The sequence below is a fragment of the Terrabacter terrigena genome (assembly GCF_042676085.1).
In the GTDB taxonomy this organism is placed as follows: Bacteria; Actinomycetota; Actinomycetes; order Actinomycetales; family Dermatophilaceae; genus Terrabacter; species Terrabacter terrigena.
Genome location: NZ_JBHTKH010000003.1, coordinates 25,428 through 47,263 on the forward strand (window position 1 = coordinate 25,428; position 21,836 = coordinate 47,263).

Annotated in this window: 22 protein-coding genes; 11 read left to right on the top strand and 11 right to left on the bottom strand. The window is 72.0% G+C overall.

Annotated elements, in window-relative coordinates; all coding sequences use genetic code 11:
- The first annotated feature begins 12 nt into the window (after positions 1 to 12).
- From lnt to ACFQ2V_RS06030, 3 genes are read left to right on the top strand one after another with little or no spacing between them, the layout of a single operon-like run.
- On the top strand, positions 13 to 1,578 hold the full coding sequence (lnt, locus tag ACFQ2V_RS06020; protein WP_386051680.1) for an apolipoprotein N-acyltransferase: 1,566 nt from the start codon (positions 13 to 15) through the stop codon (positions 1,576 to 1,578).
- The gene (locus ACFQ2V_RS06025; protein WP_386051682.1) at positions 1,559 to 2,350 is read left to right on the top strand and encodes a polyprenol monophosphomannose synthase; all 792 of its coding nucleotides are present in this window, start codon (positions 1,559 to 1,561) and stop codon (positions 2,348 to 2,350) included. The genes lnt and ACFQ2V_RS06025 overlap by 20 nt, the downstream gene beginning before the upstream one ends.
- Complete coding sequence (locus tag ACFQ2V_RS06030; protein ID WP_386051684.1) at positions 2,347 to 2,883, top strand: FxsA family protein; 537 nt, start codon at positions 2,347 to 2,349, stop codon at positions 2,881 to 2,883. Before ACFQ2V_RS06025 ends, ACFQ2V_RS06030 begins: the two co-directional genes overlap by 4 nt.
- A 177-nt stretch (positions 2,884 to 3,060) precedes the next feature.
- Here the strand turns inward: ACFQ2V_RS06030 and ACFQ2V_RS06035 are convergent, their stop codons facing one another.
- Together ACFQ2V_RS06035 and ACFQ2V_RS06040 are read right to left on the bottom strand one after the other, a co-directional pair.
- On the bottom strand, positions 3,061 to 3,420 hold the full coding sequence (locus ACFQ2V_RS06035) for an RNA polymerase-binding protein RbpA (protein WP_386051686.1): 360 nt from the start codon (positions 3,418 to 3,420) through the stop codon (positions 3,061 to 3,063).
- Between the two features lie 118 nt (positions 3,421 to 3,538).
- Positions 3,539 to 4,915, bottom strand: coding sequence for an MFS transporter (locus ACFQ2V_RS06040; RefSeq protein WP_386051688.1), 1,377 nt, complete (start codon positions 4,913 to 4,915; stop codon positions 3,539 to 3,541).
- Between the two features lie 223 nt (positions 4,916 to 5,138).
- On the opposite strand from ACFQ2V_RS06040, the gene ACFQ2V_RS06045 reads away from it, so the two are divergent.
- The 5 genes from ACFQ2V_RS06045 (at position 5,139) to ACFQ2V_RS06065 (ending at position 9,201) form a co-directional block, all read left to right on the top strand.
- On the top strand, positions 5,139 to 5,639 hold the full coding sequence (locus ACFQ2V_RS06045) for a MarR family winged helix-turn-helix transcriptional regulator (protein WP_386051689.1): 501 nt from the start codon (positions 5,139 to 5,141) through the stop codon (positions 5,637 to 5,639).
- Positions 5,640 to 5,738: 99 nt separating this feature from the next.
- A complete protein-coding gene (locus tag ACFQ2V_RS06050; RefSeq protein ID WP_386051691.1) occupies positions 5,739 to 6,611 on the top strand; it encodes a phosphotransferase in 873 nt (290 codons plus the stop codon).
- A gap of 100 nt (positions 6,612 to 6,711) precedes the next feature.
- The gene (locus tag ACFQ2V_RS06055) at positions 6,712 to 7,923 is read left to right on the top strand and encodes a methyltransferase domain-containing protein (RefSeq protein ID WP_386051692.1); all 1,212 of its coding nucleotides are present in this window, start codon (positions 6,712 to 6,714) and stop codon (positions 7,921 to 7,923) included.
- Positions 7,920 to 8,051 carry a mycothiol transferase gene (locus tag ACFQ2V_RS06060; protein ID WP_386051694.1) on the top strand — a complete coding sequence of 44 codons (132 nt, stop codon included), beginning with the start codon at positions 7,920 to 7,922 and terminating at the stop codon, positions 8,049 to 8,051. Before ACFQ2V_RS06055 ends, ACFQ2V_RS06060 begins: the two co-directional genes overlap by 4 nt.
- Complete coding sequence (locus ACFQ2V_RS06065; RefSeq protein WP_386051695.1) at positions 8,044 to 9,201, top strand: DUF2332 domain-containing protein; 1,158 nt, start codon at positions 8,044 to 8,046, stop codon at positions 9,199 to 9,201. Before ACFQ2V_RS06060 ends, ACFQ2V_RS06065 begins: the two co-directional genes overlap by 8 nt.
- 82 nt (positions 9,202 to 9,283) lie before the next feature.
- Here ACFQ2V_RS06065 and ACFQ2V_RS06070 read toward each other — a convergent pair whose 3' ends face one another.
- From ACFQ2V_RS06070 to ACFQ2V_RS06080, 3 genes are read right to left on the bottom strand one after another with little or no spacing between them, the layout of a single operon-like run.
- A complete protein-coding gene (locus ACFQ2V_RS06070; protein ID WP_386051697.1) occupies positions 9,284 to 10,471 on the bottom strand; it encodes a Fic family protein in 1,188 nt (395 codons plus the stop codon).
- A gap of 60 nt (positions 10,472 to 10,531) precedes the next feature.
- The gene (locus ACFQ2V_RS06075) at positions 10,532 to 12,544 is read right to left on the bottom strand and encodes an alpha-amylase family protein (protein ID WP_386051699.1); all 2,013 of its coding nucleotides are present in this window, start codon (positions 12,542 to 12,544) and stop codon (positions 10,532 to 10,534) included.
- Between the two features lie 57 nt (positions 12,545 to 12,601).
- A complete protein-coding gene (locus tag ACFQ2V_RS06080) occupies positions 12,602 to 13,222 on the bottom strand; it encodes an L-threonylcarbamoyladenylate synthase (RefSeq protein ID WP_386051701.1) in 621 nt (206 codons plus the stop codon).
- A gap of 25 nt (positions 13,223 to 13,247) precedes the next feature.
- Here ACFQ2V_RS06080 and ACFQ2V_RS06085 point away from each other — a divergent pair, with 25 nt between their 5' ends.
- Positions 13,248 to 13,664: a GNAT family N-acetyltransferase gene (locus tag ACFQ2V_RS06085; protein ID WP_386051703.1), complete on the top strand. Its 417-nt coding sequence runs from the start codon at positions 13,248 to 13,250 to the stop codon at positions 13,662 to 13,664.
- Entirely contained in the window at positions 13,661 to 14,860 is a 1,200-nt protein-coding gene (gene lhgO, locus ACFQ2V_RS06090) for an L-2-hydroxyglutarate oxidase (protein ID WP_386051704.1), read from the top strand. The genes ACFQ2V_RS06085 and lhgO overlap by 4 nt, the downstream gene beginning before the upstream one ends.
- 59 nt (positions 14,861 to 14,919) lie before the next feature.
- On the opposite strand, the gene ACFQ2V_RS06095 is transcribed toward lhgO, so the two are convergent.
- The 4 genes from ACFQ2V_RS06095 to ACFQ2V_RS06110 form a co-directional block, all read right to left on the bottom strand.
- Positions 14,920 to 16,119, bottom strand: coding sequence for an Mbeg1-like protein (locus ACFQ2V_RS06095; protein ID WP_386051705.1), 1,200 nt, complete (start codon positions 16,117 to 16,119; stop codon positions 14,920 to 14,922).
- A 30-nt stretch (positions 16,120 to 16,149) separates the two neighbouring features.
- Complete coding sequence (locus ACFQ2V_RS06100; RefSeq protein ID WP_386051707.1) at positions 16,150 to 17,478, bottom strand: APC family permease; 1,329 nt, start codon at positions 17,476 to 17,478, stop codon at positions 16,150 to 16,152.
- An 85-nt stretch (positions 17,479 to 17,563) separates the two neighbouring features.
- Positions 17,564 to 18,193 (bottom strand): CE1759 family FMN reductase, encoded by a 630-nt coding sequence (locus tag ACFQ2V_RS06105; RefSeq protein WP_386051709.1) that lies wholly within the window; start codon positions 18,191 to 18,193, stop codon positions 17,564 to 17,566.
- A complete protein-coding gene (locus tag ACFQ2V_RS06110) occupies positions 18,190 to 19,362 on the bottom strand; it encodes an LLM class flavin-dependent oxidoreductase (protein WP_386051711.1) in 1,173 nt (390 codons plus the stop codon). Before ACFQ2V_RS06110 ends, ACFQ2V_RS06105 begins: the two co-directional genes overlap by 4 nt.
- 86 nt (positions 19,363 to 19,448) lie before the next feature.
- On the opposite strand from ACFQ2V_RS06110, the gene ACFQ2V_RS06115 reads away from it, so the two are divergent.
- A complete protein-coding gene (locus ACFQ2V_RS06115; RefSeq protein WP_386051713.1) occupies positions 19,449 to 20,219 on the top strand; it encodes a TrmH family RNA methyltransferase in 771 nt (256 codons plus the stop codon).
- Between the two features lie 116 nt (positions 20,220 to 20,335).
- Here the strand turns inward: ACFQ2V_RS06115 and ACFQ2V_RS06120 are convergent, their stop codons facing one another.
- Both ACFQ2V_RS06120 and ACFQ2V_RS06125 read right to left on the bottom strand, forming a co-directional pair.
- Positions 20,336 to 20,878 (bottom strand): DUF1697 domain-containing protein, encoded by a 543-nt coding sequence (locus tag ACFQ2V_RS06120; protein WP_386051715.1) that lies wholly within the window; start codon positions 20,876 to 20,878, stop codon positions 20,336 to 20,338.
- A 34-nt stretch (positions 20,879 to 20,912) separates the two neighbouring features.
- Positions 20,913 to 21,797 (bottom strand): PhzF family phenazine biosynthesis protein, encoded by an 885-nt coding sequence (locus tag ACFQ2V_RS06125; RefSeq protein WP_386051716.1) that lies wholly within the window; start codon positions 21,795 to 21,797, stop codon positions 20,913 to 20,915.
- Between the last annotated feature and the right edge of the window lie 39 nt (positions 21,798 to 21,836).

The following is a 21,836-nucleotide window of genomic DNA, read 5'->3' on the forward strand; positions in this document are numbered from 1 at the left end:
ACGGTGAACCCCGTGCGGCGTCTCCTCGTGTCCCTGCTCGCGGGCGGGCTCCTCTGCTTCGCGTTCCCGACGTTCGACGTGTGGGTTGCCGCGCCGCTCGCGCTCGGTCTGTGGTCGTGGGCCTGGTCGGGGGCAGGGGCGCGCCGCGGGTTCGGGCTCGGGTTCGGCGGCGGCCTCGTCTTCTTCGTGCCGACCCTCAGCTGGTCGGGCATCTACGTCGGTGCGGTGCCGTGGGTCGCGCTGGCCACGCTGGAGTCGCTGTTCCTCGGGCTTGCAGGCTCGCTCGTCGGGTGGCTCTGCCGCGACGGTCGGGTGCGTCCGCTCGCGTTCGCCCTCGTCTGGGTCGTGACCGAGGGTTTCCGGGCGCGGGCCCCCTACGGCGGGTTCCCCTGGTTGAAGATCGCCTTCGGACAGGCCGACTCACCGTTCGGGCGTCTCGTCGCGCTCGGGGGCGCCCCCTTCGTGGGCTTCGTCGTCGCCCTCGCCGGAGCGCTCCTCGCCCTCGCGGTGCACCGGGCTCTCGCCTCCCGTCCACACCCATCGCGTGTGCCGTCACGCACCGTCACGCTGCCCGTGGCCGCTGCGGTGGTGCTCGGTCTTGCCGGACTCGCCGTGCCGCTGCCCACCGACGGTCCGACCGCACAGTTCCTCGGGGTGCAGGGCAACGTCGCGCGGCCGGGGCTGGACTTCAACGCGGAGCGTCGCCAGGTCCTCGACAACCACGTCGCCGCGACGCTCAGGGCGCAGCAGGACGTGACCGCCGGCCGGGCGCCGGCGCCCGACCTCGTCGTGTGGCCCGAGAACGCCTCGGACATCGACCCGCTGCGCAACGCCGACGCGAAGGCGCTGATCCTCCAGACGGTCGAGGCGCTCCAGCGTCCGCTCATCGTCGGCGGCCTGCTCGAGGAACCCGTGGGGTTCGTGTCGAACGTCGCACTGCTCTTCGAGCCGGGCAAGGGCAACACCGACCGCTACGTGAAGCGCCACCCGGTGCCGTTCGCCGAGTACATCCCGAACCGGTCCTTCTGGCGCAGCTTCAGCAAGGAGGTCGACCTCGTCCGCAACGACTTCGTGCCCGGGCCCGCCGCGGGCGTCTTCCGCGTGTCGACGCCGAGCGGGCAGTCGATCCGGGCGGGTCTGGCGATCTGCTTCGAGGTCGCCTACGACGACATCATGCGCGACGCCGTGCAGACCGGCGCCAACGTGCTGGTCGTGCAGACGAACAACGCGACGTTCGGCTTCACCGCCGAGTCGCCCCAGCAGCTCGCCATCAGCCGGCTGCGCGCCATCGAGTTCGGCCGCTCGGTGGTGCACGTCTCGACGGTGGGCCAGAGCGCCCTCATCACGCCTGATGGAACCGCCCACCAGGTCACGTCGTTGTTCACGCAGGCGGTCGTTCGTGGGGCCCTACCATTGCGGGACGCCACGACACCGGCGACCCGGGTCGGTGAGGCCCCCGAATGGGTCGCCGCCGCCGCACTGCTGGCGATGCTGGCCCTCGGCGTCCGCCGCGGACGCCCCGAGCAGCGACCGGTGCGACACACGACGAAGGAAGAGGATGACGACGACGCAGCGTGAGCCGGTGAGCAGGGTGGCCGTGCTCATCCCGACGTACAACGAGCGGGACAACCTGCCGGGAATCGTCACCCGGGTGCGTGCGAGCGCCCCGTCGGTCGACGTCTTCGTGCTCGACGACGCCTCTCCCGACGGCACCGGCCAGGTCGCCGACGCCGTCGCCGCCGCCGACCCCCAGGTGCACGTCGTGCACCGGGCCGGCAAGGAGGGCCTCGGCAAGGCGTACCTCGCAGGCTTCGCGATCGTGCTCGAGCGTGGCTACGACGCCGCGGTCGAGATGGACGCCGACGGCTCGCACCTGCCCGAACAGCTCCCGTCGCTGCTGGCGGCCCTCGGCGAGGCCGACGTCGTCATCGGGGCGCGCTGGGTGCGCGGGGGAGAGGTGCACAACTGGCCGGTCCACCGCAAGGTGCTCTCGGTCGGGGCCAACATCTACACCAAGGTCATGCTCGGGATGGCAGTGAACGACGCCACGGCCGGATACCGCGTCTACCGGGCCAGCGCCCTGCGCACCATGGGCCTGCAGGGTGTCGAGTCGCAGGGCTACTGCTTCCAGATCGACCTGACCCTCCGCGCGATCCGAGCGGGCCTGACAGTCGTCGAGGTGCCGATCACGTTCGTCGAGCGTGAGGTGGGGGTGTCGAAGATGGGCAAAGACATCGTCCGCGAGGCCCTGACGAGCGTGACCCGTTGGGGTGTCGAGCACCGCGTCGGCCAGCTGCGCTCCGCAGCGCAGAAGGCGCGTCGCCGCGAACCCGTCGGTGACCGCTCATGACCACGGCTCCCGGGTCCCCCCGAGCGCGACGGGTGCGGCTCACGCGGCTCGCGCTCGTGGCCCTGCTGGTGCTGCCGATCATCGAGATCGTGGTGGTCGTCGCGGTCGGGCAGGCCATCGGTGGGTGGCCCACGTTCCTGCTCCTCGTGGCGACGTCGCTGCTCGGCGCGTGGCTGATCCGCCGCGAGGGCGGCCGCGCCTGGCGTGCGCTGGAGCAGGCCGTGCGCAGCGGCCGCATGCCCGCCCGCGAGATCGCCGACGGCGTGGTGGTGCTCGTCGGCGGCAGCCTCCTGCTCGCCCCGGGCTTCGTCACCGACGTGCTGGGCCTGCTGCTCGTGCTGCCGTTCACGCGGCCCGTCGCCCGCAGCATGCTCGCAGCGGTCATCTCGCGCCGCCTCCTCGCCCAGACCGAGCGCTTCACCGGACCGGCAGTGACCGGTCAGCCCGGCTGGGAGTCGCAGACCCCCCGGGGCCCGCGCCGGTCGACCTCGAGCGACGAGGTCGTCGAGGGCGAGATCATCGACGAGGACTGACCCGCACCCGGCGCCGCTGTGCCGCGCCCCACCCCCACCCCTCCTTCGACCGGGAGAACGCTCCGTACGCATACGGAGCGTTCCCTCGAACGTGGAGGCGGCGGTGGGGGGAGAGGCCCGCGGGTAGACGAGAAGCCCGCCCCCACGAACGGGACGGGCTTCTCGGTGGTACGTCTGTCAGGCGCTCTTGCGGCGGCGCGGCTTCTCGCCACGCGACTCGCGCAGGAGCGTCAGGCGCTCCTCCAGAAGCTCCTCGAGCTCGGGGATGGACCGGCGCTCGAGCAGCATGTCCCAGTGGGTGCGCTGGTGCTTGACGGCCTTGGCCTCCGGCTCGGGGCCACCCTGCAGCCTGGCGTCGAGGCCGCAACGGCACTCCCAGGTGGCGGGCACGTCGGCCTCGATGGAGAAGGGAAGCTCCGTGCGGTGGCCGTCAGGGCAGACGTACACGGTGAGCTGGCGCTCACTCGGGACGACGTTCTCGTCGGATTCCATGCTCCTCGCGCCGAGGTTGGAACCGCGTAGTGCTCGATCGGCCATGTGGACCCCTCCAGGACTTCTGCCGCTGTGACACCCGTTGGTGTCATACCCTCACAGACGCTTGAACGAGCGAAACGGTTGACTTGTTCCCCGGACCGCGCCGGATTGTAGGTGAGTCTCAGATGACGGCCGGGACCGGGTTGCCGGCCTGTTCGATGCCCTCGCGCATGCGCACCCGGGAGAGCAGCAGGCCCCCGATGGCGAAGAAGATGATCAGCGCGATGATGGCCCAGCGGTAGCTGAGGGTGACCTGGTAGACCAGCCCGAAGATGAGCGTCCCGAACCAGCTCGTGCCGCGTTCCATCGCCTGGTAGAGGCTGAAGTACTCCGCCTCGCGACCACGCGGGATCAGCTGGCTGTAGAGCGAGCGCGACAGGGCCTGGGTGCCGCCGAGGACGATGCCGATGAGCAGCGCCAGGGCCAGGAAGATGACGAGCGACTTCGACGGCACGAGGAAGGCGAAGACGACGACGACGGTCCACAGGCCGATCCCGTAGAGCACGGTGCGCCACGCGCCGACCGACGCGGCCACGCGACCGAAGAGCCGTGCGCCGAAGAACGCGACGAACTGGACGAAGAGGAAGACCCCGAGCACGGTCGTCTCGGAGAAGCCGAGCTCCTTCGACCCGTAGATGCTCGAGCTGCCGATGACGGTCTGGATGCCGTCGTTGAAGAAGAGGTAGGCGAGCAGGAACAGCTTCGTCTGCGGGTAGTTCGCGAGGTCGCGGAAGGTGCTCCGCAGCTGCGCGATGCTGCCGCCGAGGACGCCGGCCGAGCGCTCGACGGGCGTCTCCACCGTGCCGGTGAGGTGGCGCAGCCCGAGGTAGGGGATGAGCGTGAAGCCGGCCCACCACAGACCCGCGGAGAGGATGCTGATGCGGGTGCTCATCGCACGGTCGAGGCCCAGGTCCTCGTGGAAGAAGTCGAGTGCGAAGTTGAGTGCCAGCAGGATGCCGCCGCCCAGGTAGCCGAAGGCCCATCCCTTAGACGAGACCCGGTCGCGTTCGTTCTCGTTGGCGATGCGCACGAGGATCGAGTCGTAGATGACGAGCGAGGCGCCGAGACAGATGCCCGCCACGACGACGAGGGCCGCGCCGAGCTGCCAGTTCGTGCCCGCGACGAGGAACATGAGGCTCGCCGCCGCGGCGCCCACCCAGGCGAACGCACCGAACAGCCGGGTCGGGCGGGGGCTGCGGTCGGCGATGGCCCCGATGAAGATGAGCACGATCGCCGACAGGATGGTCGTGAACGTCACCGTGAAGAACCACAGCGAGCCCGGCGCGACGGGGATGCCGAGGACCGACAGCGTCGTGGTGCAGTCCTGGCCATCGGGCAGCCCGGGGCACGCGGCCTCCTCGGCGACCGACGTCAGGTAGGGGCTCATGAGCACCGTCGCGGTGGTCGTGACGTAGGCCGAGTTGGCCCAGTCGTACCAGTACCAGGCGCGCTGCTCCCGCGTCTCCGGGCGGGCTGCGTTGACGACGGCGTGCGACATGGCGCAACCGTCCCACAACGTGTCTGCGACGGCACCGGGGAGCGGCTCCAACACGCCGCGTCCACGCGTCATCGGGTGGCATACCGGCGCTCAGCCGACGCCCGGAGAGCCGTCGGGACGTGCGAACCCGCGGCCAAGGGTTCGTAGGGTGCACGGCCGGGGGAGTGGCGCGTGGGGGCGGAGTGCTTCCCACCGAGCGTGCTTTAGCGCTAAAATATGTGTCGTGACCGAGGTGCCGGGGGAGCGGGTGGCAGAGATCGTCGAGGCCTGGCAGCGTGAACGGCCCGACGTCGACGTCTCGTCCATCGCGGTGCTGACACCGCTGCGGCGCCTGGCGGCCCGCGCCACCGACAACCGGGCCCGCGTCCTGGCCGAGCTCGGGATCGACCAGAGCCATCTCGACGTCCTCGGGACGCTGCGTCGCGCCGGGTCGCCGCACCGGCTCACGGCCGGCGAGCTCACGCGACGGTGCCGGGTCACGGCCGGCGCGACGACGCAGCGGGTCCAGGCCATGGAGCGGCTCGGGCTGGTCCACCGCGTGCGCGAGGAACCCGACAAGCGCACGGTCCACGTGCAGCTCACGCCCAACGGGCTCGCTGCCGTCGACCGCGTGCTGGGCGACGTGATGGCGGGCGACGAGCGGATGCTGGCAGGACTGACGCCGGCCGAGCGCTCGATGCTGGAGCGCGTGCTGGGCGACTGGCTCGCACGGCTCGAGCCCTAGCGGAACAGGCAGCGCGACGTGGCCCTCGACGGTTGGGCGGGGGGACTAGGACGAAGGTCTGATGGCGGGTGGCGCGCGGCACGAGCGAGGCTGGTTCCCGTGGAACACGTGTTCAACCCCACCCATCCGGAGCGAGTGGTTGCGCGGCGCCGTGTCGAGGGACGCGACGTCGTCGTCAAGCGGTACGCCCGTGGTGGGGCGGACGAGGTGCGCGCGGCGATGGAGGCCCTCTGGGCGTCACCGTTCGGTGCCTCGAGGCCCGCACGGGCCATGCCAGAGCCCGTCGCGCGGCCCGTTGCAGAGGCGCCGCGCGACGAGGTCTGGATGTCGTTCGTCGCGGGTGAGCAGCTGGCCACGCTCACCGACGTGGACGACACGCTGTCGCGACTGGCCGACGTGGCGTGCCTGCTGGCGGATCTCAACGGCAGCGGCGTCGTCGTGCCACGCCGGCGCACCGCGGCCAAGCTGCTGCTGTCGCTGCGTCGCAAGGGTGACGTCGTCGGCGGCAGGCTCGGCGCCGACGTCGAGTCGGTGGTGGCCCGTCTCGAGCTCTCGATGCCGCAGGACGAGCACCTCGTCGTCAACCACGGCGACTTCTCACCGCGCAACCTCATCGCGCACGGGGCCGACCTGGTGCTCATCGACTTCGACCGGTTGCAGATGGCGGATCCTCTGCACGACGTGGCGTACTTCGGCGCCTGGCTGTGGGCCGTCGACCGGGTGCTGGGACGTGACGGCAGCTGGGGTCCCGGTGACGAGCTGGCGCGCCGGCACGCGGCACGGCTGTTCGACGACCGTCCCGACGACGAACGGCGCCACGCGCTGGCTTTCCACCGCGCCGTCGGGCTCGTGCGCATCGCGACCAGCTGGACGTGGATGCGTGAACACCCCGACATCGCCGCCGACGTCCTCGCCGAGGGGCGGAGGGTCGCATCAGGCCTCCCGGTGCACGAGCCCCGGGTGACCGCATAACGCCGATAATCGACATTATGTCACTTCGACGTTCGGACGGGCTCCCCTCGGCGCTCTACCCCTGGTCCTAGATGCGCCTGCCGAGCCGTAGCCTTGCCCGGTGCAGTGCGACTACTACGACGCCGGACGCTGCCGCTCCTGCGCCCTGATGGGCGTGCCGTATGCCGTCCAGCTCGCGGAGAAGGTCGAGCGCTGTCAGCGGGCGCTGACGTCCGTCGCCCCTGACCTCACCTGGCTCGAGCCGTTCGCCAGCCGCGAGTCCGCCTTCCGCAACAAGGCGAAGCTCGTCGTCGGCGGCCGCGCCGGCGCGGTCACCCTCGGAATCCTCGACCCGCAGTCGCACGGCGTCGACCTGCGGGCCTGCGGTCTTCACGAGGAACCGCTCCAGCGGCTGATCCCCCGGCTGGCTGACGTCGTCGACGAGATCGGGCTGGAGCCCTACGACGTGGCGGCCCGACGCGGCGAGCTCAAGCACCTCATCCTCACCCTCTCCCCCACCGGTGAGGTCATGCTGCGCCTCGTGCTCCGTTCGAAGAAGCACCTGGCCCTGCTGGAGTCGCGGCTCCCGCGGCTGCTCGAACACCTGTCCGAGGTGCGCGTCGTCTCGGTCAACCTCCAGCCCGAGCACAAGGCCGTCCTCGAGGGCGACACCGAGATCGTGCTCACCGAGCAGGGTCTGCTCGAGATGCCCGTCAACGAGATCACCCTCAACCTGCGACCCAACAGCTTCTTCCAGACGAACACCGCGGTCGCTGCGGGCCTCTACCGCCAGGCCCGGGACTGGGCCCACGAGGTGCACCCCGACGCTGTGCTCGACCTCTACTGCGGTGTGGGCGGGTTCGCGCTGCACCTCGCCGACGGCGTCTCCTGCCCACCCCGCCGGGTTCTCGGCGTCGAGGTGTCGCCCGAGGCGGTGCGCAGTGCCGAGCTGAGCGCTCAGGGGCTCCGAACGACGTCGCCGGGCGGCGCGGACGTTCGGTTCCGCGCCGGCGACGCGACCGACGTGGCAGCGCTCGATCCGGACGTGCTCGGAGCCGGCACCTCCATGGTCGTCGTCAACCCGCCACGTCGCGGCATCGGGCCCGAGCTCGCGGCCTGGATCGAGTGCTCGGGCACCGACCACGTGACCTACTCCAGCTGCAACGTCGACAGCCTCGCCCGTGACCTCGCCAGACTGCCGTCCTACACCGCGCGCCGCGCCCGGCTCTTCGACATGTTCCCGCAGACCTCGCACCACGAGGTGATCATGCTGCTCGAGCGCGAACCGGCCTCTGCCACGCACCAGCCCGTCACCGGAGGAGCTCGCCGATGAGCGAGAGCACCGCAGCCGGCAGCACCTCGCTGTGTCTCCCCTGCCACCACCTCATCGGCGAGTACGCCCGCCACAACAGGCACGCCGACCTCGTGCGTGAGAGCCTCGACGGGGTCACGGGTGCCTGACCGCGCGGCGGGCGACGCCGAGCGGCTCGCCCGGATCCAGCAGCGGTTCTCCGCGTTCGCCGCCGAGTATGCCGCCCTGCCGCTCTACTCGAGCCTCTGCCGCCACCTCGCCGACGACGGCGACCTCGCCTCGCTGCTGCTCGTCGCGAGACCCGGTCAGGCCCGACCCGTGCTGTGGCTGGCCGCCCTCCACGACCTGGTGCTCCGCCGTCCCGATGTCCCTGCCGCACAGTGGTATCCAAGCGTCGTCGGTCCGGACCACACGCCGACCGGGGACCCGTGGAGCGACGTGCGACGCACCGTCGTCGAGAATCGCGACGAGGTGTTGCAGCAGATCGCGACCCACGGCACCCAGACCAACGAGGTCAACCGAGCCGTGTACGTCGCCCTCGGCCTGGTCGCGGCCTCGCTCGACAGCCACGGTCGACCGCTGGCCCTCGTCGAGCTCGGCGCCAGCGCGGGCCTGCTCCTCGCCGTCGACCGCTACGACGTGCGGGTCGACTCGTCCTCGGGGCCGTCGCTCGCACTGGGAGACCGGGGCTCGACGGTCCACTGCGTGGGCCACGACCGGTCCGGCGTCACCGCGGCGCACAGGACCAGTGCTCTCGAGCTGCCCCCGGTGCGCGGGCGCGTGGGTGTCGACCTCGAGCCCGTGGACCTGTCCGACGACGAGGCGGTCCGGTGGCTCGAGGCATGTCTCTGGCCCGAGGTGCCGGGCCGGATCGAGCGCTTCCGGGCCGCGCGTGACCTGCTCCGCGGGCAACAGCCGACGGTGCTGCGCGACGACCTGGTCGACGGGCTGCGGCGAGCTGTCGACCTGACCCGGGAGCAGGCCGGAGCGGAGTCGCACGTGCTCGTCCACAGCTCGTGGGCGCTCACCTATGTCGACGCCTCGCGCCGGTCCGACCTCGAGGCCGAGGTGCGCGCGCTCGCGGGCGACTGCGAGGTGCTGTCGTGGCTCTCCGCCGAGCCACCCGGCTGCGCGCCCGGCATCGAGCCACCGGCTGGAGTCGACGGTGGCGGGACGGTGCTCGGGCTGCGTCGCTGGCGGGAGGGCCGGGAGCTCGAACCGGTGACGCTCGGGACCTGCCACCCGCACGGCGCCTGGGTGGACCTGACGTTCGAGGGGCTCGAAGAGCAAACATCATAATGTCGATTACCGGCGAATTCCATTGTGAGACAAGGGGATTCGTGACCATTGTAATCCGTGGCGCACTCCCCCGCCCCGGCCGTCAGCGTGCGCGCCTGCCCAGCCCGGCGGCATACGCGTCGAGGGCCCGCAGCGCCGCGGGGGCACGGTAGACGCGGTTGCGCCGGTGGCCGGTGGACTCGAGCAGGATGCCGTCGTCGACGAGGCGCTGGAGGGCCGACTGGGCGGTGGGGGCGGAGACCTCGAGCTCGCGCATGACGACGCGAGCCGTGACCACAGGCTGTCGCAGCAGGAGGTCGAGCATCGACCACGACGTGGATCCGACTCGCGCAGTAAGGCGCTCGGCCCATTCGGCCCGCACCTCACGCAGCGCTGCCACGAGGCGTTCACCGATGTGGGTGCCGCTGCGCGCGGCCTCGGCGACACAGCGCAGGATCGGCTCGGCGTCCCCCCGGCGGTAGGCCGTGAGGGCGTCGACGTAGTCGTCGCGGATGGCCAGCAGGCCCGCCGAGATCGGGACGGTGACCCGGTGGATCACCCCGGTGTGCAGCAGCACCGAGTGCAGCAGGGCCCGTCCGGTGCGCCCGTTGCCGTCGGTGAACGGGTGGATCGTCTCGAACTGGGCATGGGCCAGGGCCGCGTGGGCGAGGGGTGGCAGGTCGTCTCGGTCCATGAAGGCGACGAGGTCGGCCATCAGGGCCGGGACGTCGTCGGCGACCGGTGGCACGTAGTGCGCGTCGCCGGGGTGCAGCGCGGAGCCGCCGACCCAGACCTGCTGGTCGCGCCACCTTCCGGCCGGGTGCTGCGTCTGCTGGGCCATCAGGGCCCGGTGCATGGAGAGCACGGCGTCCTCGTCGAGACGGCCGGCGAGGTCGAGGGCCGCCTGCATGGTGCGGACGTTGCCGAGGATGACGGCGGCGTTCGCGCGGTTGCCCTCGCCGATCTCGGCCTCGGCCAGCGCGCGTGCCGACGACGTGAGGTTCTCGATCTGCGAGCTCGCAGCGCTCTCGGACCGCAGCAGCACGGAGGCGAACGGTGCGATCTCCCCCGCTCCCCCGGCGTCGAAGGACGCGAGCAGGCGGGTGGCCTCGTCGAGGTCGGCCGCGAGGTCCCCGTCGAGCACGAGGCTGCTGTCCGCGATGGGCGGCACGACGGCCGCCTCGTAGCTGCGCGGGTTGGCGCGCTGGGCCCGGCGGGACACCTCGAGAAGTCCCTCCACGGGTCGCCACGGCACCGTGCGCGACTCGAGAGCGGGCCATTCCGGAGCCATGCGTTGTCCACCTCCTTGCTAAAGGTTATCGCACAACCTTTACCAAGGAGCGTCGGAAGGTCAGGCGCGTGAGACGTCAGCGGGCGCCTCGACGACCCACCAGGCGGCATACGGACTCAGCGACGCGAGCCCGCGCGCGTCACCGAAGACCGGGTGGCCGCCCAGCGCGTCGTGGGCATGCGTGATGCCGGCGTCGCTGAACAGGTGCACCGGCACGGTCTGCCACGACGGCGTCACGTTGTAGACGCAGACGATGGAGCCGCTCGGGTGCGTGCGGACGATCGCCAGCACACCGTCGTCGGTGTCGAGCACCACCCGGGTCTGCGCCGACGCGTGCAGCTGCGGAAGCGTGCGGCGCACCGCAGCCAGGTGCCGCAGGCCCTGGAACACCTTCCCTGCCGTGGTGCCGAGGTCGGCCCGGTGCGACGCGAGGGCCCAGTCGATGCGCCCACGGTGCGCCCAGCGGTTGTCGTCCTCGTGGCCCGGCTCCTGCGCCCAGTGCGGGTCGTTGGGCATCCCGAGCTCGTCACCGCTCCACACCACGGGTATGCCGCCCCAACCTGCCACGACCGCGTGCGCCAGGAAGACGCGGGCCAGTCCGAGCCCGACGCCGGTCGCATCGCCTCGCTCGGCGGCGTCGGAGAGGCCCGCCAGGGATGCCGCGGTGCCGCTGATGCGTTTGTCGCCGGTCGCCGGGTTGTGCTGGAAGACGAGCCCGTGCGCCCACGACCCGGGGTGGTCGCCGGCGTACCAGTCGGAGAGGAAGCGCCGGTGGGCGTAGCCGTCGAGACCGGCGGCAGCGGCGTCGCCGTCGTCGATCGCCCATCCGATGTCGTCGTGACAGCGGACGTAGCAGATCCAGGTTCCGCTCGGCGGGGTCGGCGGCAGCGCCGTCAGGGCCCGCTTCGTCAGGCCCGTGCTTCCCGTCGCCAGCATCGACCAGACCTGCACCATGAGGCTGTTGTGGTACGCGATGTCGCTGACCCGGCCGGCGTGCTCGCCCTGCCCGAGGTACTGCACGAGATCGCGGGGGCCGACGATCGCCTCGGCCTTGAAGGCGAGGGCCGGGCAGGCGATGCGTGCGACCGTGCGCAGCGCCTGCGTGACGGCGTGCACCTCTGGCTGGTTCTGGCAGTTCGTCCCGAGCCGCTTCCACGTGAAGGCGATGGCGTCGAGCCGCAGCACCTCGACGCCGAGGTTCGCGAGGTAGAGGACGATGTCGGCGTACTCGACGAGCACGTCGGGGTTGGACCAGTTGACGTCCCACTGCCACTCGTTGAACGTCGTCCAGACCCAGCCGGCCAGCTCGTCGTCCCAGGTGAAGTTGCCGGGGGCGAAGTCGGGGAAGATCTCGGGCAGCGTGCGTTCGTAGGCGTCGGGCATGACGCGGTCGGGGTAGACGTGGAAGTAGTCCCGGTAGCGCGACTCCCCCGCCCGGGCCCGTCGCGCCCACTCGTGCTCGCGGGCCACGTGGTTGAGCACGAGGTCGAGCACGAGCGAGATGCCGTTTGCCCGAAGGTCGCTCGCGAGCGCGCGCAGGTCGTCGACGTCGCCGAGGTCCGGGCGCACGGTGCGGTAGTCCTGCACGGCGTAGCCGCCGTCGTTGTCGCCCTCACGCGGCTGCAGCAGCGGCATGAGGTGCAGGTAGGTGACGCCGAGGTCGCGCAGGTGGTCGAGGCGCTCGCCGAAGCTCCTGAGGTCACCGGCGAACCGGTCGGCGTAGCAGGCGTACCCGAACATCTCCGGCTGCTGGAGCCAGTCCGGGCGCAGCAGCCGCCGCTGGTCGAGGCGGCGCAGCTCGTGAGGTCTCGCGGAGTGCGCCTCGACGGCCCGTTCGAGGAGGCGCACGGCGATGGCGGAGACGTCCTGCTCGGGATAGAGCACCCTCAGCGCCGCCACGAGGTCGTCCGACCAACGCTCGAGCCGCAGCTCCAGGGTCTCGCGGTCGGCCTGGTCCAGCCCGGCCAGCAGCGAGCCCAGGGACTCGGCAGTCGGCGGCTCGGATGGTGACTCCGAGGTGGGCTCTGAGGTCGGCTCGGAGGTCGGCATCACGTCACGGGCGCCTTGGCTCATGGCCCGATTGAACAGCACCACGCCCCGGCGCGACAGGGGCGCGACGGGGCTGTGCGCTCACTCGAAGGGGCTGGGGTCGCCGGCGCCGACCCGGGTCACGACGGGGTAGCCGTCGGACCAGTCCACCACCGTGGTCGGCTCGAGACCGCACTCCCCCGAGTCGATGACGGCGTCGACGACGTGGTCGAGGCGGTCCTTGATCTCCCAGCCCTCGGTCATCGGCTCATCGTCGTCGGGCATGAGCAGCGTGCTCGACAGGATCGGCTCGCCCACGGCCTTGAGCAGCTCGCGCACGACGGGGTGCTCTGGGATGCGGACGCCCACCGTCTTCTTCTTCGCGTGCAGCAGGCGCCGGGGCACCTCCTTCGTCGCCGGCAGGATGAACGTGTAGGGCCCCGGCGTCGCCGCCTTGATGGCGCGGAACACCGAGTTGTCCAGGTGCACGAACTGGCCGAGCTGTGCGAAGTCCGAGCACACGAGCGTGAAGTGGTGCTTGTCGTCGAGGTGGCGGATGCGCAGGATGCGCTCCTTGCCCTCCGGGTTGTCGAGCGAGCAGCCCAGGGCGAAGCAGGAGTCGGTCGGGTAGGCGATGAGGCCTCCGCTCCGCAGGATCTCGACCGCCTGGCCGATGGCTCGGGGCTGGGGGTCCACCGGGTGGACGTCGAAGTACTTCGCCATGCCCTCACCCTGCCATGCTGGGGCGATGACGGAGCGCACGGGTGAGGGCGACAACGATCCGACCGACGACGGGGCAGCCGCGACAGAGGTGCTCGACAACCCCGAGCGCAGCCGCTTCGAGCTGCGTGACGGCGACCGCGTCATCGGCATCGCCAGCTACGCGGTCGTCCCGGGCGACGGCCCCGAAGGTGATGAGGCCGACCGCGTCGTCTTCTTTCACACCGAGGTCGACCCGGAGTACGAGGGACGGGGCCTCGCCGGCCGGCTCGCCGACTTCGCGCTGTCTGCGACCGTCGCCTCGGGCCGGCGCATCGTCGCGCTCTGCCCGTACATCAAGGTCTACCTCCGCCGGCACCCCGAGCCGTATGCCGCGCACGTCGTGAGGCCCACCGACGCCGACGTCGAGGCGGCCGACGAGGCCGCTCGCGCGGCCGCAGGGTGACGCGCCGGCACGTCGTCGTCGTGGGCGGGGGCATCGTCGGGTCGGCGGTGGCCCGTCGGCTCACGCTGTCCGACCCGCGTCCCGCTGTCACGGTCGTCGAGAAGGAGGCGGCGCCGGCCCGGCACCAGACGTCGCGCAACAGCGGCGTCGTGCACGCCGGCATCTACTACGCGCCGGGTTCGGCGAAGGCGACGCTCTCGCGGGAGGGGGTGCGCCGCCTTCGCGCGTACTGCCGTGACCGGGGACTTCCCTACGACGAGGTCGGGAAGGTCGTGGTCGCGCTCGGCGACGTCGAGGTCGACCGGCTGCGCGCCATCGAGGCGCGGGCGCAGGCGAACGGGGTGCCCGGTCTGCGCTGGCTCGACCCGGACGCCCTGCGCGAGGTGGAGCCCCACGCGGTCGGCCAGGCCGCGCTGCACTCGCCCACGACGGCGATCACCGACTTCTCGCGCGTCGCTGCAGCGATGCTCGAGGACGCCGTGGCCCGCGACGCCCGGGTCGTCACCCACTTCGAGGTGACCGGTCTCGACCAGACGGGTGGGCAGGTCGAGGTGCGAGCCGCCGACGGCCGCCACCTCAGGGCCGACCACGTCGTCATCGCGGGAGGCCTGCACGCCGACCGGCTCGCCGTCCTCGCCGGTGACGGGCCCAGCCCAGCGATCGTGCCCTTCCGGGGCGAGTACCACGCGCTGGCGCCGTCGGCCACCCACCTCGTGCGCGGCCTGGTCTACCCGGTACCCGACCCGCGCTACCCGTTCCTCGGGGTGCACCTGACGCGCCGGGTCGGGGGCGGCGTGCTGCTCGGGCCGAATGCCGTGCTCGCGACCGCGAGGGAGGGATACCGCCGCCGCGACGTCGACCTGCGGGTGGTCAGCGCGCTCGCGACCTCGCCCGGCTTCCGCAGGTTCGCGCGGGCCAACCTCCGCACCGGCGTGCACGAGGCCGTGGGGTCGGTCAGCAAGCACGCCTTCGTCGCCCGCGCGAGGCGCTACGTGCCCGCGATCACCGACGCCGACGTCGTGCCCGCCGGGTCGGGCGTGCGGGCGCAGGCGATGGACCCGGACGGCTCCCTCGTGGAGGACTTCCGCTTCAGTCGGGTCGGGTCCGTGCTGTGCATCCGCAACGCCCCGTCGCCGGCGGCGACGGCGTCGCTCGCCATCGCCGACCTCGTGGTCGACCGCCTCGACCTCGGGTGACACCCGGGGCTGCCGGCCTTCGGCCCTTCGGGCTCGCACGCTCCCCTGTCTCGTGCGGGTCAGCTCTTGCCGAAGTACTCGCTGGCCTCCATCGCCTCGACGACCGACGGCGCCTGGTGCTGGCCGATCGCGTAGCCGCCGAGGTCGACGGCCGTGTCGACGACACCGGCGATCGGGCTGACCAGGGACCACGGGGACGGGTGCAGATCGGGTCCCTTCGCCGGGTTGAGGGCGATCTGGGTGCCGAGGGCGTTGGGCAGGACGCTGTCACCGATGAAGGGCGCGTGGTCGACGAAGGAGCCGAGCGGGTTCTGCACCGTCGTGAGGATCTCGCCGCGCACGTGGTAGTTGCGCACCTGGCCCTGGTCGAGGCCGGGGGTCTGGTGCCCGAGGGCAGCGGCCGCGATCACGGTGTTGGGGTGCACCCCGGCCGCGTTGAACGTGACGGCCGGGACGTCGGTCGCGACCGACGCCGCGCTCGCGAGACCGCCGCCCAGAGAGTGCCCGGTCAGGACCATGTCGTCACTGCCGACCGCAGCGGCCAGGTGCTGCGCGAGCCCGATGGCCTGGAGGTGCTGGCTGCTGAGGCCACCCAGACCTTGCTGCGCGTTGGTCCCCCAGTCGCTCACGCTCTTCGGGTCGGTGCCCGCGAAGGCGAGGACGTAGCGGCCGTCGTCGTCGCGGTAGACGTTCGCCTGGAAGCCGCCGGGTCCGGTGAGGGACGCGGGGTCGATCCCGAGCTGCCGGAGCTCGTCACCGCTGACGGGGTCGAAGTTCCGCGTGCCCTCGCCGTCGTACACCCCCTTGGCCAGCTCGGCGAGCTCGAGGTCGATGTCGTGCGGCTCGGTTCCGCGCACGTCGTCCGCGAAGTCGGGCTCGTCAGACTCGTCGACGGGCCCTCCACCGGCGACGGACGACCCCCCGAACGGGGACGGAAGCCACGGGGGCGGGCCCGGCTGGAAGGGCGCCCCGGGGGCACCGACGTGACCCTCGCCGCTGGCACCCCGTTGGCCGCGGGCGTTCTCGGTGAGTCGCCTCGACATCGAGTCGAGGGTGGCCCCGAGGGCGAGGAGCGCGGACGCCGTGGAACGCCACGCCTCCTGCGCGGCCCGGGCGTCGTCACCGCCCCATGACCGGCCGATCACGGCGAGCGCCTGCGTGCCGGTGGCGCGGATGCCGTCGACCTCGTCGGCGCACGCGGTCAGCTCTCGCGCGGTGCGCTCGAGGGCCTCGGGGTCAGCACCCTTGCGGTAGAGCACGTGGGCCTCCTGTCGACGGTGCGGCTCACGCTAGGTCGCCGTCGACCCGCCGTCCATGGGGAGCACTCCCCGCGTGTCGCCGCCGCCGTCGCTGCCCGGGCCGACCCGTCGGCGGGTGACCACGAGACGACCCCCGAGGCCCCCCGCGAGCACGACGACACCCGCCACGAGCGAGCCGGACGGCACGGCGAACACCAGGGCCACGCAGCCGACCAGGCCGATGACCGCGAGGACTCTCGGGTAGCGGCGGTGGCCGGCGTCCTGCGTGAGTGCCGCGGCGTTGGCCACCGCGTAGTACGTCAGCACCCCGAACGAGGAGAAGCCGATGACGCCGCGCAGGTCGGTGAGGAGCACGAGCACGCACACGACGGCGGCGACACCGACCTCGGCGACGTGCGGCACCGCGTACCGCTCGTGCACTGCGGCGAACCGGCGTGGCAGGTCGCCCTCGCGCGCCATGGCCAGGGTGGTCCGACCGACCCCTGCGATGAGCGCGAGGAGGGCGCCCAGTGTCGCTGCCGCGGCAGCGAGTCCCACGAGCGGGGTGAGCCAGGCCGACCACGGCGTCGCCGCGGCGGCCGCCCTCAGGGGCGCGGCGCTCGCCGCCAGCCCTGGGACGCCGAGCGACCGGAGCAGCACCAGGGCGGTGACGGCATACAGCGGCACCACCACCGTGAAGGCGCCGAGCACGGCGCGCGGGATCGTCCGCGAGGGGTCGACGACCTCCTCGCCCAAGGTGGCGATGCGTGCGTAGCCGGCGAAGGCGAAGAAGAGGATCGCCGCCCCCTGGAGCACTCCGCCGACGCCGCTCCCGGCGGCGTCAGCGGACCCGGGACGGGCCGCGGCCGGCGCGAGGGCGACGGCGACCAGCACCACGACGAGCGCAGCAAGCACGCCCGTCACGATGCCCCGGGTGAGCCGCGCCGTACGCGTGATGCCGCGGTAGTTGACGGCGGCCAGGGCGACGACGGCAGCGACAGCCAGGGGACGCTGCCAGCCGGGAGGCGCGACGTAGGCCGCGAAGGCGAGCGCCATCGCCGCGCAGCTCGCCGTCTTGCCGATGACGAAGCCCCAGCCCGCGACGAACCCCCACCACTCGCCCAGGCGCTCTCGGCCGTAGACGTACGTTCCCCCGGATGTCGGGTACTGAGCCGCGAGCTGGGCCGACGAGGTCGCGTTGCAGAAGGCGATCAGGGCAGCGACGGCCAACGCCGGCACGAGCAGGCGACCCGCCGCGGCGGCTGCCGGCGCGAACGCCGTGAAGAGCCCCGCGCCCACCATCGACCCGACGCCGATGACGACGGCGTCCCTCGTGGCGAGTCGACGGGCGAGCGGTGTCGCGGCACCGGGTGTGGTCATGCCCCGAGTCTGCCGTCCGCCGGGCCGCAGGACCCGATCGGTCCTGCGGCCCGGCGTGGTCGGCGGGCCGGGGTGTGGTCTGGGCTCAGGAACGCAGGTCGCTGAGCAGCGACGCGAACGGCGTCACGTCCTCGAAGGGGTCGACCCGCGGCTCGCGCGGGCTGCCGACGACGAGGGAGGCGAACGACCGGCCGGCGCGCTCGATGCGCTCGCCCAGCCGTCCCGCGTCGACGCTGCCCCAGTCCTCGCTGGCCGCGAACACCGCGACGGGGGCGACGAGGGCGCCCAGGTGCGCGAAGAGCGGGCGCAGGGCGTGGTCGATCGCGAGGGAGTGGCGGGCGGTGCCGCCCGTGGCGCCCAGCAGGACCGGCGTGTCGCGCAAGGCGTCCTTCGGCAGCACGTCGACGAGCATCTTGAACAGCCCGCTGTAGGACGCGGCGTACACCGGCGTGGCGACGACGACGGCGTCGGCCTCGCTGATGGCGTCGAGCCGCACCTGCAGGTCGGGCGACGCGAAGCCGGTCAGCACGTTGTTCGTCACGTCGTGGGCGACGTCGCGCACGTCGACGACCTCGACGACGACCTCGCCGACGTCGTGCCCGGCGAGGGCACGCACCGTCGCCTCGCTGAGGCGGTCGGCGAGCAGGCGTGTGGACGACGGCTCGGTCACGCCGGCTGTGATGACGGCGAGGTGGAACGGGGTCTGCGTGGTCACTTGGTCACCTCCAGGGTGGTCGTGTCGTGGGTGGGCTCGGGCGAGGCGCCGGTGACGTCGTCACCGTCGGCGTACACCGTGGTGTCGTGGGCACCGCCGGCGGCGGCCACCCGGCTCGCGTGGGTGGGCGCGTCCGGAACGTGGGCGGGCTTCAGGGCGGCGAACTCCTTGCGGAGCACGGGCACGACCTCCTCGCCGAGGATGTCCAGCTGCTCCAGGACCGTCTTGAGCGGCAGGCCGGCGTGGTCGAGGAGCCACAGCTGGCGCTGGTAGTCACCGACGTAGTCGCGGAAGCCGAGGGTGCGCTCGATGACCTCCTGCGGGCTGCCCACCGTGAGCGGCGTCTGGCTCGTGAACTCCTCGAGCGACGGGCCGTGGCCGTAGACGGGGGCGTTGTCGAAGTAGGGCCGGAACTCGCGCACCGCGTCCTGGCTGTTCTTGCGCATGAACACCTGGCCGCCGAGGCCGACGATGGCCTGGTCGGCCTGGCCGTGGCCGTAGTGCTCGAAGCGGCGGCGGTAGAGGGCCACCATCTGCTTCGTGTGCGTGGCGGGCCAGAAGATGTGGTTCGAGAAGAAGCCGTCGCCGTAGTAGGCGGCCTGCTCGGCGATCTCGGGGCTGCGGATCGAGCCGTGCCACACGAACGGTGGCACACCGTCGAGCGGACGAGGCGTCGAGGTGAAGCCCTGCAGCGGCGTGCGGTACTTGCCCTGCCAGTCGACGACGTCCTCTCGCCACAGCCGGTGCAGCAGCGCGTAGTTCTCGACGGCGAGCGGGATGCCCTCACGGATGTCCTTGCCGAACCACGGGTAGACGGGGCCGGTGTTGCCGCGGCCGAGCATGAGGTCCATGCGTCCGTCGCTCAGGTGCTGGAGGTACGCGTAGTCCTGCGCCAGACGCACGGGGTCGTTCGTCGTGATGAGGGTGGTCGACGTCGACAGCACGATCCGCTCGGTCTGCGCGGCGATCGCGGCGAGCAGGACCGGCGGGCTCGCCGGTGCGGCGAACGGCGGGTTGTGGTGCTCACCGGTCGCGAAGACGTCGAGCCCGACCTCCTCCGCCTTCCTCGCGATGGCGACGGTGGCCTTGATGCGCTCGTTCTCGGTCGGCGTACGGCCCGTGGTCGGGTCGGTGGTCACGTCGCCGACGGTGAAGATCCCGAACTGCATGTGTCCCAACTCCTCAGTGATTGACGATTCAATCATACCGAACGCATCGTGCCGCCCCGCCATTCCCGCTGTGACATCCTGACCGCGTGACCGACGAGATCTCCCCCAAGGACCGCTTCATCACGGTCTACGGCCGCAACCCGGTCCACGAGGTGCTCCTCGACGACGACCTCCACGTCGACAAGGTCGTCATCGCCGAGGGCGCCCGCGGCTCGGGCCTGCGCGAGATCCAGCAGGCGGCCCGGCGCCGGCGCGTGGACGTGCAGTACGCGAGCGCCGAGCGCGTCAAGAAGCTCGCGGGCAACGGTCGCCAGGACCAGGGCGTGTTCGCCGACGTCGTGGCCCCGCGGATGCGTCCCCTCGAGGCCGCGCTGGCCGGGGTCCGGGCCGGGGCGGGCGCGCTGCGCACGGTGCTCGTGCTCGACGGCGTCACGACCCCCGCCAACGTGGGGATGATCCTCCGTTCGGCGACCGCGGCGGGCGTGGACGGCATCGTCGTGCCACGCAAGGGCGTCGCGTCCATCGACCCGCTCGTCGTCAAGGCGTCGGCGGGGATCGCGTTCCGCGCACCGATCCTCAAGTCGGTCACCGCCGTCGAGTCCGTCCGCGCGCTCAAGGACGCCGGCTTCCACGTCGTGGGGCTCGACGCGGGCGGCGACGCCGACCTCTTCTCCGCGCACCTGCCCGAGCCGGTCGCGTTCGTGCTGGGCAGCGAGACCGCCGGCGTGTCCCCCGACGTCGCCGCGCTGGTCGACGCGTGGGTGTCGATCCCGATGGCGGCCGGTGTCGAGTCGCTCAACGTGTCGGCGGCTGCCGCCGTCGTCTCGTTCGAGCTCGTCCGCCGCGCCCGCCTGTGAACGAGCGGTCGACCGACCGCCACGAAGGTATGCCGTCCCGCCGGCTCCCGTACGAGTGCGGACTCTCGTGGCGGTCCGTCGGTCGGTCCGCCCATCGACGCCGGGTTCGCCAGCGGTCAGCCGCCCCACTTGTCGGCGAGCGCCCGAACGACGGTGATGTTGCGGGCCGTGCCCACGGCTCCGGTGAGCTTCTCGATACGGGCGTTGGTCAGCTTGGCGCCCTGTACGCCGTCGGAGAGGAAGAGCACGATGTCGTTTCCGACGACCCGCGCGCCCTCGGTCGCGGCGTCCCAGTCGTGCAACGCCTTGACGCCTGCAGGTGCGAGGTCGCCGGTCATGAAGGTGACGTAGCGCCTGGCGTCGGAGGCGATCGGTGACTCGAGCGCCTCTGCCTCGTCGGCGAGCTTCCTCAGCTGGCTCGGTGTGCGCACCACCACGGGCACGTCGAAGCCGAACTCCGCGCTGATCGCCTTCCTCAGGTCGGTCTCGACCTTGGCGGCACTGCGCGTGGCCGAGCGCACCTTGAGGTTGCCGCTCTGGATGTGGGTCTCGACGTCCTCGTAACCCTCTGCCTCGAGCAGCTCGCGCAAGGCGGCCATCTTCACCCGGCGCTTGCCGCCGAGGTTGACGGCGCGGAGGAACCCTATGTAGGTCGGCACGAGCCGATGGTCGCACAGCTGGGCCGGCGACGGCTCAGCCTCGTGACACGGTGCCGGAACCGACGCCGGCCACCCTGCCGGCGACACGGATCGTCGCGTCGGGGTCGACCGTGAGCACGAGCCGCGACGGTCGGCCGGTCTGCGCCCCCTGCGACACGACGACCTCGAAGCCGGTGCGGCCCTGTGCGACGAACCAACCGCCGAGGTTGCTGCACGCCGACCCCGTCGCGGGGTCCTCCTCGAGGGTGGTGCCGGCTGCCGCGAACATCCGTGCCTCGACGGTGTCGGCCCCGGTCCACGCCCATAGGTAGACGTGCGGTGGACGCTCGGGCATGGCTAGGTGCTCCAGCATGAGGGCCGGGTCGGGGGCGGCCGCCCGGAGGGCCTCGAGGTCGTCCACCTGTACGACGAGCGACTCGGCGCCACAGCTGACCCACTGCGTCGCGCCGTCGACGAGTGCGCCGACGGGCACGCCGAGCGCCGCCGCCACCTGCTGCGGCACGGCGGACGCCTCACGGTGCTGTGGCGGGTTGGCCCTCAGCTGCCACCCGTCGGAGGTGCGGCGCACCGGGATCTCGCCGGCGGGCATGGTCAGGAGCACCTCGTCCACGGGGACTCCTGCACGCGCTGCAGCGCGGTCGGCGACGACCTCTGCCGTGCCGAGGGTCGGGTGGCCGGCGAAGGGCATCTCGTACGTCGCGGTGAAGATCCGCACCGCCGCTCGCGTGGGAGGCCCCGCGGCCGCGGTCGTCGGGTCGTCGTCGACGAAGGTCACCTCGCTGAGGTTGAACTGCCGGGCCCACGCCTGCATCTCGGCGTCGTCCAGCCCCGATGCCTCCTCGAAGACCCCGAGGGCGTTGCCCGAGAAGGGGTTCCCCTCGATGCCGAACACGTTGACGATGCGGAAGGGCAGCTCCATGCGGGGGAGTCTCGCAGGGTCGTCGGCGAGGGACCGCGC

Excerpts from the sequence above, each read along its gene's own strand:
- ACFQ2V_RS06125 (WP_386051716.1), bottom strand. The coding sequence starts at position 21,797 with ATGGAGCTGCCCTTCCGCATCGTCAACGTGTTCGGCATCGAGGGGAAC.
- ACFQ2V_RS06085 (WP_386051703.1), top strand. The coding sequence starts at position 13,248 with ATGACGGAGCGCACGGGTGAGGGCGACAACGATCCGACCGACGACGGG.
- ACFQ2V_RS06030 (WP_386051684.1), top strand. The coding sequence starts at position 2,347 with ATGACCACGGCTCCCGGGTCCCCCCGAGCGCGACGGGTGCGGCTCACG.
- ACFQ2V_RS06035 (WP_386051686.1), bottom strand. The coding sequence starts at position 3,420 with ATGGCCGATCGAGCACTACGCGGTTCCAACCTCGGCGCGAGGAGCATG.
- ACFQ2V_RS06060 (WP_386051694.1), top strand. The coding sequence starts at position 7,920 with ATGAGCGAGAGCACCGCAGCCGGCAGCACCTCGCTGTGTCTCCCCTGC.
- ACFQ2V_RS06080 (WP_386051701.1), bottom strand. The coding sequence starts at position 13,222 with ATGGCGAAGTACTTCGACGTCCACCCGGTGGACCCCCAGCCCCGAGCC.
- ACFQ2V_RS06025 (WP_386051682.1), top strand. The coding sequence starts at position 1,559 with ATGACGACGACGCAGCGTGAGCCGGTGAGCAGGGTGGCCGTGCTCATC.
- ACFQ2V_RS06070 (WP_386051697.1), bottom strand. The coding sequence starts at position 10,471 with ATGGCTCCGGAATGGCCCGCTCTCGAGTCGCGCACGGTGCCGTGGCGA.
- ACFQ2V_RS06040 (WP_386051688.1), bottom strand. The coding sequence starts at position 4,915 with ATGTCGCACGCCGTCGTCAACGCAGCCCGCCCGGAGACGCGGGAGCAG.
- ACFQ2V_RS06075 (WP_386051699.1), bottom strand. The coding sequence starts at position 12,544 with ATGAGCCAAGGCGCCCGTGACGTGATGCCGACCTCCGAGCCGACCTCA.
- ACFQ2V_RS06100 (WP_386051707.1), bottom strand. The coding sequence starts at position 17,478 with ATGACCACACCCGGTGCCGCGACACCGCTCGCCCGTCGACTCGCCACG.
- ACFQ2V_RS06110 (WP_386051711.1), bottom strand. The coding sequence starts at position 19,362 with ATGCAGTTCGGGATCTTCACCGTCGGCGACGTGACCACCGACCCGACC.